This window comes from Zoogloea sp. (genome assembly GCF_041911615.1).
GTDB lineage: Bacteria > Pseudomonadota > Gammaproteobacteria > Burkholderiales > Rhodocyclaceae > Zoogloea.
Genome location: NZ_JAYROR010000021.1, coordinates 1 through 11,399, shown reverse-complemented (window position 1 = coordinate 11,399; position 11,399 = coordinate 1). Strand labels below are relative to the sequence as shown.

At 70.2% G+C, this 11,399-nt stretch carries 11 protein-coding genes and 1 other RNA gene; 2 read left to right on the top strand and 10 right to left on the bottom strand.

Annotated features, from left to right (window positions below):
- On the bottom strand, positions 1-530 hold a 530-nt coding region (locus tag ACE3P2_RS02820), incomplete at its 3' end, for a hypothetical protein (RefSeq protein WP_374260745.1).
- A 453-nt stretch (positions 531-983) separates the two neighbouring features.
- Here ACE3P2_RS02820 and dacB point away from each other — a divergent pair.
- On the top strand, positions 984-2,402 hold the full coding sequence (gene dacB, locus ACE3P2_RS02815) for a D-alanyl-D-alanine carboxypeptidase/D-alanyl-D-alanine-endopeptidase (protein ID WP_374260742.1): 1,419 nt from the start codon (positions 984-986) through the stop codon (positions 2,400-2,402).
- Here dacB and ACE3P2_RS02810 read toward each other — a convergent pair whose 3' ends face one another.
- The 9 genes from ACE3P2_RS02810 to ACE3P2_RS02770 form a co-directional block, all read right to left on the bottom strand.
- Positions 2,403-2,786 (bottom strand): DUF2237 family protein, encoded by a 384-nt coding sequence (locus ACE3P2_RS02810; protein WP_374260739.1) that lies wholly within the window; start codon positions 2,784-2,786, stop codon positions 2,403-2,405. It abuts the gene before it with no gap.
- Positions 2,783-3,802 carry a UDP-glucose 4-epimerase GalE gene (galE, locus tag ACE3P2_RS02805; RefSeq protein WP_374260737.1) on the bottom strand — a complete coding sequence of 340 codons (1,020 nt, stop codon included), beginning with the start codon at positions 3,800-3,802 and terminating at the stop codon, positions 2,783-2,785. Before galE ends, ACE3P2_RS02810 begins: the two co-directional genes overlap by 4 nt.
- A 75-nt stretch (positions 3,803-3,877) precedes the next feature.
- Positions 3,878-5,077, bottom strand: coding sequence for a CaiB/BaiF CoA transferase family protein (locus ACE3P2_RS02800; RefSeq protein WP_374260734.1), 1,200 nt, complete (start codon positions 5,075-5,077; stop codon positions 3,878-3,880).
- A 25-nt stretch (positions 5,078-5,102) separates the two neighbouring features.
- Positions 5,103-5,699 (bottom strand): recombination mediator RecR, encoded by a 597-nt coding sequence (gene recR / locus ACE3P2_RS02795; RefSeq protein ID WP_374260732.1) that lies wholly within the window; start codon positions 5,697-5,699, stop codon positions 5,103-5,105.
- Between the two features lie 10 nt (positions 5,700-5,709).
- A complete protein-coding gene (locus ACE3P2_RS02790) occupies positions 5,710-6,033 on the bottom strand; it encodes a YbaB/EbfC family nucleoid-associated protein (protein WP_374260729.1) in 324 nt (107 codons plus the stop codon).
- A gap of 28 nt (positions 6,034-6,061) precedes the next feature.
- Entirely contained in the window at positions 6,062-8,026 is a 1,965-nt protein-coding gene (dnaX, locus tag ACE3P2_RS02785; RefSeq protein WP_374260726.1) for a DNA polymerase III subunit gamma/tau, read from the bottom strand.
- Between the two features lie 92 nt (positions 8,027-8,118).
- Positions 8,119-8,217: signal recognition particle sRNA small type (ffs, locus tag ACE3P2_RS02780), an RNA gene on the bottom strand.
- 51 nt (positions 8,218-8,268) lie between these two features.
- On the bottom strand, positions 8,269-9,687 hold the full coding sequence (locus ACE3P2_RS02775; protein WP_374260724.1) for an ATP-binding protein: 1,419 nt from the start codon (positions 9,685-9,687) through the stop codon (positions 8,269-8,271).
- Positions 9,688-9,694: 7 nt separating this feature from the next.
- Entirely contained in the window at positions 9,695-10,378 is a 684-nt protein-coding gene (locus ACE3P2_RS02770) for a response regulator (protein ID WP_374260722.1), read from the bottom strand.
- A 172-nt stretch (positions 10,379-10,550) separates the two neighbouring features.
- Between ACE3P2_RS02770 and ACE3P2_RS02765 the strand changes: the two genes are divergently transcribed.
- A partial coding sequence (locus ACE3P2_RS02765) for a M48 family metallopeptidase (protein WP_374260719.1) occupies positions 10,551-11,399 on the top strand: 849 nt, incomplete at its 3' end.

The window sequence follows — 11,399 nt, the reverse complement described above, 5'->3', positions numbered from 1 at the left end:
TTGAAGTGCTGGGCGGTGAGCCACAGGAAGAGGCTGTCGTCGAGCCCCGCGGTCCACAGGTCGGCCACGGCCGAGCAGCCGTTGGCGAAGGGCCCGCCGCCCCAGTAGTCGTGTTCGTTGAGCCAGACCTTGTCGCCGAATGCCTGCAGCTCTTCCTTAGAGGCCTTGTAGCCCCAGCGGAAGCGGATGACCGGCGAGTAGTTCTCGGCGGGGGCGATGAAGGTAGTGTCGTCCCGCGCGGGGTCGATGAAGCCCTTGCTGGTGAGCTCGGGCGTGTACGTCACCGGCTTGAGCTGTCCCGCGGCCACGCAGGGGTGGGCGAGTTGGGGGTCGCGGCGCGCCATGCGGGCGTTGAGGCCTTCGCACAGGCCTCGCTCGGTGGCGTCGAACCATTCCCCGTCGGAATTGACGCCATGCACGAGAATGATGACGCCCGGCAGCTGCAGACGGGCAAACGTGAGGGCTTGACCGTGACAGGGCAGCAGGGAGAAGTGAGACTCGACGGTGGTGGCAGACGAAGGGCCAGACATGGGAGGAAACTCAGCAATACGATGGCGGAAAAGCCGGACCGTGCGACGCCACGGGGGCGGTGGGCGGAGGCGATGGCAGCCGCAGCGGCGAGACCGCGGCATGACATAAGTGTAAATCTTAACAGGTGAAAGGGGAATGGCTTTTACACCCTCGCGGCATAAAATCTGCCGCCCGTCGGGTGCGTCGAGTTGGGTGCGTCGAGTTGGGTGCTCGGGTTGATCGGGGGGCTCGGGCTGGCTCGGCAATCCGGCTCCGATGCTCTCGCCAGCGGCACCCACCCATGACGCGTGCGCGTGGGTCGTTGCGGTTCCCACGCCGTCGGGGCGTTGGGGCGAGGGCCGGAATACCGCCGTTTTTCGCGCGGCGCGGTCACGCCGATGCTGCGGAGTCGGCATAATCCATGCTCGCCGGCCAACCGGGCCGCCTTCCTTGTTGCGCAGCCGATGCTCACGATGCTCCACCATCCCCGACGCTTGTTCGCCACCCTGTGCTGCACCACGCTGCTGGCCCCGTCGAGTGCGCGGGCGGACGATCTGCCGGCACCGCTCGAAGCCAGCCTGAACCGCGCCGGCATTCCGCGCGCCGCCGTGGCGGTGCTGATTCAGGACGTGGACGGCAGCCCGCCCGTCGTCGCTCATCGCACGCAGGAGCCCATGAATCCCGCTTCGGTGATGAAGCTGGTAACCAGCTTCGCCGCCCTCGACCGCCTCGGCCCCGCCTTCACCTGGAAGACCCGTGTCGGCACCCGCGCCGAACTCCGGCGCCAGACGCTCCACGGCGACCTCTTCGTCACCGGCGGCGGCGATCCTCGGCTGTCGCGGGAGCGCCTGTGGTTGCTGCTGCGTGAACTGCGTGCCCAGGGCGTCCGGCGCATCGATGGCGACGTGGTGACCGACCGCAACTTCTTCCGGCTGCCGCCGCACGACCCGGGCGCGTTCGACCAGCGCCCGCTGCGCCCTTACAACGCCGGCGCCGACGCGCTCGGGGTGGACTACGGCGCAATCCGCCTGCGCCTCACGCCGACGGTTGGTGGCACGCAGGTGGTCAGCGATCCCCTGCCCGCCGGACTGATCGTCGACAACCGCATCCGGCGCGGCGCCAACGGCCCCTGCGGCGACCCGACGGCCTCACTTTCCGCCACCCGCACCGCCAACGGCGTGCTGAGCCTGGATGGCACCCTGCCTGCATCGTGCACCGAAGCCTTCGACTGGAATCTCTCCCCGCTGCCGCCGGACCAGCTCTTCGAGGGCCTGTTCCGCACGCTCTGGAAAGAACTCGGCGGCGAGATCGGCGGACGTTTCCGCGACGGACAGACGCCCGCAGACGCCCGCCTCCTTGCCGAAAGCGTGTCGCCCAGCCTGCCCGAGGTGCTGCGCGACATGAACAAATGGTCGAACAACGTGATCGCCCGCGAGGTGCTCGCGACACTCGGCGCGCTGGCCGAGCCCGGCGAGGATTCGGTAGCCGCAGGTGGCCGGGTGGTGCTGCAGAGCCTCGCCGACAACGGAATCGCCACCAGAGGGCTGGTGGTGGATAACGGCGCGGGTTTGTCGCGGGGCGCCCGCATCAGCGCCGCGACGCTCGGGCAATTGCTGCAGTCGGCGTGGCGCAGCCGCACGATGCCCGAACTGCTGGCGTCACTGCCGGTGGCCGGCGTGGACGGAACGGCGCGCAAGCGCCTGCCGGGCAGCCCGGCGGCGGGCTCGGCCCACGTCAAGACGGGCACGCTGGACGGCGTGCGCAGCCTGGCGGGCTACGTCCTGGCGCGTAGCGGACACCGCTACGCGGTCGTGCTGATGGTCAATCATCCCAACGCCGGCGCGGCCCGGGACGCCCAGGACGCGCTGCTGGAGTGGGTGGCCGGGCGCTGATCAGCCCTCGTAGGCGTAGCGGCGCAGCGCCTCGAAGGGGATGATTTCGAGAGCAGCCATGTGCGTCGCCGCGAGCACCACCGGCGGCGCGCACCCCGCCTCCCAGGCTTCGCGCCAGCGCAGGGCGCACAGGCACCAGCGATCGCCCGGCTTGAGGCCGGCGAAACGGAACTCCGGACGCGGCGTTGACAAATCGTTGCCCCGCATCCTGCTGAAGTCGAGAAATTCGGCCGTCACCTTGATGCAGACGTGGTGACGCCCGATGTCCTGGGGATCGGCCTCGCAGCAACCGGTACGCATCCAGCCGGTGAGCGGCGCGTAGCTGCAGGCGAGCAACGGCCCGCCGAGCACGTTGAGGGCGTCGCTGGGGGGAAGATCGCTCAATCCGGATACCCCTGGGGATTGGCGCGCTGCCAGCGCCAGGCGTCGGCACACATCTCGTCGATGCCACGGGTGGCCTTCCAGCCCAGCTCGCGCTCGGCCAGGCCAGGTTCGGCGTAGCACTGAGCCACGTCGCCGGCACGCCGGTCGACGATCTCGTAGGGCACCGGGCGGCCGCTGGCCTTCTCGAAGGCCTTGACCACCTCGATCACGCTGTAGCCCCGACCGGTGCCGAGATTGACGGTGAGCACGCCCGGCCGTTCGGCCAGCCGGCGCACCGCCGCCACGTGCCCCACCGCCAGGTCGACCACGTGGATGTAGTCGCGCACGCCGGTACCATCGACGGTCGGGTAGTCGCCGCCGAACACGCGCAGCTGGGGCAGACGGCCCACCGCCACCTGGCTCACGTAGGGCATCAGGTTGTTGGGCAGGCCGTTCGGGTCTTCACCGATGCGGCCGCTGGCGTGGGCTCCCACCGGGTTGAAGTAGCGCAGCAGCGCCACGCGCCATTCGGGGTCGGCGGCGGCGAGATCGGACAGCACGAACTCCATCATCCACTTGGTGCGGCCGTAAGGGTTGGTCGGCCCGGTGGGGAAATCCTCGCGGATCGGCACGCTGGCCGGGTCGCCGTACACCGTGGCGGAGGAGCTAAAGACCATCGACTTGACGCCCGCCTCGGCCATCACCTCGGCCAGCGCAACCGTGCCCGAGATGTTGTTGTCGTAGTACGTCAGCGGCTTCGCGACCGATTCGCCCACGGCCTTGAGGGCCGCGAAATGGATCACCGACTCGATGCGGTGGGCCGCGAAGATCTCGCGCAGCGCCGCCTTGTCGCGGATGTCGGCACGGTAGAACGCCGCCAGCTTGCGGCCGGCGATGTCCTCGACCCGGCGCAGCGCCTCGGGCTTGCTATTGCTGAAGTTGTCGACCACGACCACGTCGTAGCCCGCGGCCAGGAGTTCGACACAGGTGTGGGAACCGATGTAGCCGGCACCGCCGGTCACGAGAATGCTTGCCATTCGATCAGTCTTCAATGGATGGGGATGCCGCCATGATACCCCGCGGCCGGCGCCGGGCGCCTACGCCCGATGCAGTCAGACCGCGCCTTTTTCACGCAGGGCGGCGATCTCCTGCGAGGTGTGACCGAGCGCGGCGAGGATCTCGTCGGTGTGTTCGCCGAGGCCGGGCCCCAGCCATTCGGTCGAGCCCGGCGTACCGCCGAGCTTGGGCACGATGCCGGGAATCTTCATCGGCTGGCCATCGGGCAGATTGACCTGCTCGAACATGTCGCGGGCGATGAACTGCGCGTCCTGGAACATATCGGCCACCGAATATACGGCGCTGGCCGGCACCTGGGCGGCTTCCATCGCGGCGAGCACCGCGTCGCCGTCGCGCTCGCGCACCCAGGCGTCGATCACTGCGTAGAGTTCGTCGCCACGGGCGTCGCGGCCGGCGTTGCTGGCGAGCGTCGGATCGTCCGCCAGATCGGGGCGATCCAGCGCCGTCATCAGACGCTTGAAGATCGCGTCGCCGTTGCCACCGATGATGAGGTGGCGGCCGTCGCGGGTGGTGTGGGTGTTGGACGGCGTGATGCCGGGCATCACGTTGCCGGTGCGTTCGCGCATGAAGCCGGCCACGTCGAACTCCGGGACCAGGCTCTCCATCATCGCGAAGACGGCTTCGTAGAGCGCCACGTCCACGACCTGGCCGGCTCCGCCGTTCACTTCGCGGTGACGCAGCGCCATCAGCGCACCGATGGCGGCCCACAGGGCGGCAATGGAATCGCCGATGGAGATGCCGGTGCGCACCGGCGGGCGATCCGGAAACCCGGTGATGTAGCGCAACCCGCCCATCGACTCGCCGATCGCGCCAAAACCCGGCCGATCCTTGTACGGCCCGGTCTGGCCGAAGCCGGACAGGCGCACCATCACCAGCCCGGGGTTGGCGGCGTGGAGCACGTCCCAGCCGAGGCCGAGTTTTTCGAGGACGCCAGGGCGGAAGTTCTCGACGACGATGTCGGCCTCGGCGGCCAGCCGACGCACGACCGCGAGGCCGTCCGGATGCTTGAGATTGGCGGTCAGCGAGCGCTTGTTGCGCGCCTGCACCGACCACCACAGCGACGTGCCCTGGTGCAGCTTGCGCCACTGGCGCAGCGGATCGCCGCCATCGGGCGACTCGACCTTGATCACCTCGGCGCCGAATTCGGCGAGGATGCGGGTGCAGAACGGGCCGGCGATCAAGGTGCCGAGCTCCAGCACCTTGACGCCGGCAAGGGGTTTGGCGGCCTGGGTCATCGGAAGGCTCCCGAAGCGGAGGGAATCAGAGCGAGCGACGCTCGACGAGCGCCTGGGCGATGGTGCCGGTATCGGTGTGTTCCAGCTCGCCACCCACCGGAATGCCCCGCGCGATGCGGGTGACGCGGATGCCGCGCGAACGCAGCAGTTCGGAGATCATGTGGGCGGTGGCCTCACCCTCGTTGGTGAAGTTGGTGGCGAGGATCACCTCCTGCACCACGCCGTCGCAGGCCCGATGCAGGAATTTCTCCAGACCCAACTCCCGCGGGCCGACGCCGTCGAGGGGCGACAGGCGCCCCATCAGCACGTAGTACAGGCCGTGGTAACTGTGGGTCTGCTCGAGCATCGCCAGATCGGCCGGCATCTCGACGACGCATAGCTGGCTGGCGTCGCGCTGCGGGTTGGCGCAGCGGGCGCACACCTCGTCCTCGCAGAAGGTGTTGCAGCGCGCGCAGTGGCGCAGCACCTCCAGCGCGTGGCCGAGGGCCGTGGCCAGCTTGGCCGCGCCGCGCTGATCGCGCTGCAACAGGTGGTAGGCCATCCGCTGGGCGGACTTGGGGCCTACACCCGGCAGGCAGCGCAGCGCTTCGATCAGCGCGTCGAGACTGGAAGGAGCGCTCACGACCGGTCGCTCAGAACGGCATCTTGAAGCCCGGCGGCAGGTTGAGTCCGGCGGTGAAACCGGCCATCTTCTCCTGGGTGGTGGTCTCGACGCGGCGCACGGCGTCGTTCACCGCGGCGGCCAGCAGGTCTTCGAGCATTTCCTTGTCGTCCATCACCGACGGATCGATGGTGACGCGACGCACATCGTACTTGCAGGTCATCTGGACCTTGACCATGCCGGCGCCGGCCTGGCCCTCGACCTCGATGCCGCCGAGGCTGTCCTGCATCTTCTTCATGTTGTCCTGCATCTGCTGGGCCTGCTTCATCAGGCCGGCGATACCGCCTTTCATCATGGTGCTTTACTCCGCGAGTTGGGGTTTGTCAGAGGGGTTTGACGGACGCTTCTTCCAGCGTCGCATCGAAGCGTTCGATCAGTTCGCGCACGAAGGGGTCCTGCTCCAGCGAGGCCACCGCCGCGGCGAGGCGCTCGGCCTTTTCGGCCTGGTTGCGCTGGGCGGGCGTCTCGGTGGCGATTTCGCCGATCTCGATGGCGACGCGGACCGGCCGACCGAAATGGGCCGTCAGCGCTTCCTGCAGTTTCTCGGGGCCGGCCTTGTTGATCTGGAGCAGGTGGCGCTGGCTCTGGGACAGACGCAGCTTGAGCAGATCGGCGGCCACGCCGACCAGCTCGCAATGCTGGGCCAGCTGGAGATTCATCGCCCCAAGCCCCAGCTCGCCCTGCAGCGCATGCCAGTCGAGGTCGGGCGGCAGCGGCTCGCCCGTAGCCACCGGAACCGCCACGGCAGCGGCCACGACGGGTGGCGCAGCCTCGAACGGGCGCGCGGGCGTGGGCGACTCGGATGAAGCGGGACGCACGGCCTCGGGTGAGCGAACCGGCGCGGGCGCGGCGGGTGCCGGAGGCACCGACGGCCGCTGGGGCACAATCTCGTGGGCCTCCGGCGGAAGGTCTTCCCAGGGCGGGACGCTGCTACCGTAATCGGGGCCGGCGGACTCGGCCGGCCGGGCGGGCTCCGCCACCGGGGCCGCGACCGGCGGCGGCATCTCCGCGGGAGGCGGCGCGGGGACGGACGAAGGCTGTGGATCGGGCATCGGCGCAATCCCCGCCGGACGAGCGGGCGCAGCGGCAACCTGCCGAGCGGGCACCGCCGCCACCGGGGCGGACACCGCGCGCGGGGCCTCCGGCACGGCACGCGCCTGACCCTGTCCGCCACCGCTGGCCAGCACGCCACCCAGGGCGGCCGGCTGCTCCGGGCGGAAGGCAAACAGGCGCAGGAGCGTCATCGAGAAGCCGGTGGCCTCGTCGGGGGCCAGCGACAATTCGTCGCGGCCATGAATGGCAATCTGGTAGGCCAGCTGCAGAAACTCGGCGTCGAAGGCCTGGGCGTAGGGCGCGAGGCGGGCGGCCTCGAATTCGTCGGGGACGGCTGCCGGGGCGAGCTGGAACAGCGCGATGCGGTGCAGCAGCGCGGCGAGCGATTGCAGCGCCGACTCGAACGACAGGCTGCGCGCCTCCATGCCATCCACCGCCGCCATCAACGCGGTCACGTCGTTGGCGACCAGCGCATCCAGCACCGCGTAGAGGTGATCGTCGCCAACCGTGCCGAGCATGTCCTGCACGGCCTGCTCTTCGACCTTGCCGGCGCCGTGGGCGATGGCCTGGTCGAGCAGCGACAGGGCGTCGCGCATGGAGCCGTTGGCAGCCTTGGCGATGTGGCGCAGCGCACCCGGCTCGAAGGTCACGGCCTCGGCTTCGAGCAGCCGCGTGAGATGGGCGACGATGTGGCCCGGCGGCATCTGCTTGAGGTTGAACTGCAGGCAGCGCGACAGCACCGTGACCGGGATCTTCTGCGGGTCGGTGGTGGCGATGATGAACTTGACGTGCTCGGGCGGCTCTTCGAGCGTCTTCAGCATGGCGTTGAAGGCGTGCCCGGTGAGCATGTGCACTTCGTCGATCATGTAGACCTTGTAGCGGCCCTGGACCGGCGCATACACCGCCTGATCGAGCAGCGCGGCCATGTCGTCCACGCCGCGGTTGGAAGCGGCGTCCATCTCGACATAGTCGGGGAAGCGGTCGGCGTCGATCGCCGTGCACGCGGCACACTGGTTGCACGGCGTGGGCGTCACGCCGGTTTCGCAGTTGAGCGCCTTGGCGAGGATGCGCGAGATGGTCGTCTTGCCGACGCCGCGGGTACCGGTGAACAGGTAGGCGTGGTGCAGGCGGCCGGTGGAGAGGGCGTGGGTGAGCGCGCGAACCACGTGCTCCTGCCCGACGAGCGTCTCGAAACTGCGCGGGCGCCACTTGCGGGCAAGGACTTGATAGGCCATGGCGGAATTCTATCAGGCACCGGCGCCGGGCCGGCACGAACGGCGAGCGGAACGTAAAAGGGGCGTCCGCCTGGACGCCCCTTCGAATTCGGGGTGGCGAGCCTGACCCCCGGCACTAGCAGGGAACGGCTGTGGCTGCTGCCTTCCGGCCCTGACCAGGTTCACCGCGCTGCTATGCGGGGAGACCCGCCACGGCGCGCATTCTAACAGCAGGGCCGGGCGACGCCTAATTTCTTTTGCGGCTATTTTTGCGCCGCAACAGGCGCTACCGGCAGCACGATTTCCATCACCAGCCCGCCGCCTTCCCGGTTGGCCGCGTGGATGCGTCCGCCGTGGGCCGCCACGGCACGGCGGGCGATGGCCAGACCGAGACCGAAGCCCCCCGCGCCGAGCCCGCTCGCGCTGCGGTAGAAGGGCTCGAAGATCGCCTCGAGATCGGCCTCCGGGACGCCGGGGCCCCGGTCGGCGACCCGCAGCACGAACTGCCCGCCGGCCACCGACGCGACCACCGACACCGAGCTGCCTTCGGCGGTGTACTTCACGCCGTTGCGGATGACGTTCTCAAAGGCCCGCTGGACGAGTTCGATGCGCACTTCGGCCTCGGCCTCGCCCTGCCCCTCGAAAACCAGTTCGCGGCCGTGGGCGCGAGCCTCGAAGCGCGCGTCGTCGGCAATCGCGGCGGCCAGATCGACCAGCTCGATCCGCTCGACGCGGCTGTCGCGGGTGCCGGCGTCGAGACGGGCGATGGTCAGCAACTGCCCCACCAGCTCGTCGAGCCGCCCCGCCTCGCGCTCGATGCGGTCGAGGGTCGCCTCGAGCTTGGCCGGGTCCTGCCGGGCAAGGCCGATGGCCGCCTGCAGGCGCGCCAGCGGCGAACGCAGTTCGTGGGAGACATCGTGCAGCAACCGGCGCTGGGCGCCGACGAGGCTCTGGATCTGGTGCGCCATGCGGTCGAAGTCGCCCCCCAGGTCGGCGATCTCGTCGCGACGGGCGCCCATCAGCGGGCCCACGCGGGTATCCAGCTGGCCGTCGGCCACCGCCCCGAAGGCCCAGCGCAGGTTGCGGATGGGCCGCGCCAGATACCAGGCCAGCAACGCACTGAACACCACGCTGGCCACCAGGCCGATGGCGATGGCCAGCCACGGGCTGGGCGGCGGCGGGCCGCGCCGCTCGAAAGGCGGGCGATGGCCCTCCGGCGGCCCGTCGAGGCGGAACCCCATCCGCTCGCCGGGATGCTCGGCCGGCACGAACAGCAGGTAGCGATGTCCGTCGGCGGTGCTCACCCGACGCGCCGGCCGGCGCGGATCGTCGCCGCCGGCCCGGCTCTGCGCGTCGGCGACGATCTCGGGCCGGGTCTCGCGGCCGAACACCTCGACACCGCGCTCATCCACGACGAACAACCGCGGCGCACGCTCGCCCCGCCAATCGGCCACGAACTCGCGCAACGCCGGCAGGCCGCCATGCCCCAGCACCGCCGCCGCCGCCGACACCACCAGCGTGGCCCGCGGGCCGCCGGCCAGCACCGAATCGCGCTCGGCGTCGAGGCGCTCGCGCGCCTTCTGCTGGTGCCACCATACCGTGCTGCCCACGCCCCCCCCCGCCAGCAGCAGGGCCAGCCAGAAGGCGAAGAAGAACTTCCAGAACAGACGCCCGACTTTCATCGGCCGCTCACTCGCGCACCAGCTGGTAACCCAGCCCGCGCACCGTCTCGATCCACTGACGCCCGTCGCCGCGCAGCCCGAGCTTGTGGCGGATGCTCGACAGATGCACGTCGATGCTGCGGTCGAAGCGCGCCAGCGGCCGCCCCAGCCCCTGTTCGGACAGCTCGGCCTTGCTCACCACGCGGCCGGCGTTGCGGGCCAGCAGTTCGAGCAGGTTGTACTCGGTGCTGGTCAGCTCCAGCCCGGCGCCCTGCCACTGGGCGCGGCGCATCTGCGGCCACATCACCAGCGGCCCCACCGCGAGCGGACCGGCGGCCTCGGCCGGCGCATCCTGGGTGCGCCGCAGGATCGCCCGCAGGCGCGCCACCAGCTCGCGCGGCGTGCACGGCTTGGGCACGTAGTCGTCGGCGCCCAGCTCGAGGCCGACGATGCGGTCCACGTCATCGCCCTTGGCGGTCAGCATCAGCACCGGCACCTGGCTATGGGCGCGGATCCGCCGCAGCGCCTCGATGCCGCCCAGGCGCGGCATCATCACGTCGAGCACGACGATCGCGTACTGCCCGGACAACGCCCCCGCCACGCCCGCTTCGCCGTCATGCACGGCGTCGGCCGCGAAGCCTTCCTGTTCGATGTACTCGCGCAGCATCGACGCCAGCTCGACGTCATCGTCCACCAGCAAAACCTTGCTCATCCCGCACCTGCCTTCGTGGAAATCCGCCGTCGATGATACGAGCCCCGTTGCCGGGGCGGAAAGCGAGGGTGGGGCTTTTACCCGCCTTTACATCCCTTTACACCTTGCAAACCGGGCTTAACGACGCCCTGCCCGAAGATTTCGCCACTTCTCGCGCCTCGTCGCCCCTGCCATGCCGCCACGCCGCCTCCACCGCAGTCTGCTCGCCGCCGCCCTCGCCCTGTCGGGCCTCGTCCAGGCCGCCAGTCTGCCCGAACTGGGCGACGCCTCCGAGGCCGCCCTGCCTCACGCGCGCGAGCGGGCGCTGGGCGAGGAAACCATGAAAAGCCTGCGTACCGCCGGCGCCGCCCTCGACGACCCGGAGATCGACGCCTACCTGGACAGCCTCGGCCGCCGCCTGCTGCAGGCCGACCCGAGCCTCGCCGGCCAGCCCTTCCGCTTCTTCGCCGTGGATTCGGCCGAACTCAACGCCTTCGCGCTGCCCGGCGGCTACGTCGGCGTGAATACCGGCCTGATCCTCGCCACCCAGAGCGAGAGCGAACTGGCGTCGGTGCTGGCCCACGAGATCAGCCACGTGGGCCAGCACCACATCGCCCGCCAGCTCGCCGCCCAGTCGGGCGCCCAGGTCATGTCGCTGGCCGCCCTCGCCGCGGCGATCGTCGCCGCCGGCACAGGCAACGGCCAGGCCGCGATGGCGGCGGTCACCGGCGCCACCGCCGCCCAGGCCCAAAGCCAGATCAACTACACCCGCGAACACGAACAGGAGGCCGACCGCCTCGGCTTCCGCCTCCTCGTCGATGCCGGCTTCGACCCGCGGGCCATGGCCGCCTTCTTCGAACGCCTGCAGCGCGCCACCCGTCTGGCCGACAGCGGCGCCACCCCGGCCTGGCTGCGCACCCATCCGCTGACCCACGAGCGCGTCGCCGAGGCCGAGGACCGCGCCTTCGCCCGCCCCTACCGGCAGGTGACCGACAGCCCGGAATATCACCTCGCCCGCGCCCTCGTGCGCAGCTACGCCGGC

What these genes read in the sequence shown, in the direction of transcription:
- dacB (WP_374260742.1), top strand. Translation starts at nt 984, where the DNA reads ATGCTCCACCATCCCCGACGCTTGTTCGCCACCCTGTGCTGCACCACG.
- galE (WP_374260737.1), bottom strand. Translation starts at nt 3,802, where the DNA reads ATGGCAAGCATTCTCGTGACCGGCGGTGCCGGCTACATCGGTTCCCAC.
- ACE3P2_RS02800 (WP_374260734.1), bottom strand. Translation starts at nt 5,077, where the DNA reads ATGACCCAGGCCGCCAAACCCCTTGCCGGCGTCAAGGTGCTGGAGCTC.
- ACE3P2_RS02790 (WP_374260729.1), bottom strand. Translation starts at nt 6,033, where the DNA reads ATGATGAAAGGCGGTATCGCCGGCCTGATGAAGCAGGCCCAGCAGATG.
- dnaX (WP_374260726.1), bottom strand. Translation starts at nt 8,026, where the DNA reads ATGGCCTATCAAGTCCTTGCCCGCAAGTGGCGCCCGCGCAGTTTCGAG.
- ACE3P2_RS02775 (WP_374260724.1), bottom strand. Translation starts at nt 9,687, where the DNA reads ATGAAAGTCGGGCGTCTGTTCTGGAAGTTCTTCTTCGCCTTCTGGCTG.
- ACE3P2_RS02770 (WP_374260722.1), bottom strand. Translation starts at nt 10,378, where the DNA reads ATGAGCAAGGTTTTGCTGGTGGACGATGACGTCGAGCTGGCGTCGATG.